Source organism: Vibrio sp. CUB2 (assembly GCF_001557945.1).
GTDB lineage: Bacteria > Pseudomonadota > Gammaproteobacteria > Enterobacterales > Vibrionaceae > Vibrio > Vibrio owensii.
In genome coordinates, this window is the sequence record NZ_LNRB01000087.1 from 1 (window position 1) to 324 (window position 324).

Sequence of the window (324 nt, forward strand, 5' to 3'; positions counted from 1 at the left end):
AGCCTGGCGATGTCCTACTCTCACATGGGGAAGCCCCACACTACCATCGGCGCTAATTCGTTTCACTTCTGAGTTCGGAATGGAAGTCAGGTGGGTCCAAATCGCTATGGTCGCCAAGCAAATTCTTGCTTTTACTTTCAGCTTTTTCTAAAAACTGAAGGCAAAAAACTTGGAAAACTGATGTTAAGTTCTATTTATACACATTCAATGTTCTTACATTGAGTCCATCAAAACCCCTTGGGTGTTGTATGGTTAAGCCTCACGGGCAATTAGTACAGGTTAGCTCAACGCCTCACAACGCTTACACACCCTGCCTATCAACGT

1 rRNA gene is annotated in these 324 nt (G+C 44.4%); it reads right to left on the reverse strand.

Annotated elements, in window-relative coordinates:
• Position 1: 1 nt before the first annotated feature.
• A 5S ribosomal RNA gene (gene rrf, locus ATB78_RS28000) occupies positions 2-118 on the reverse strand.
• Positions 119-324: the final 206 nt, after the last annotated feature.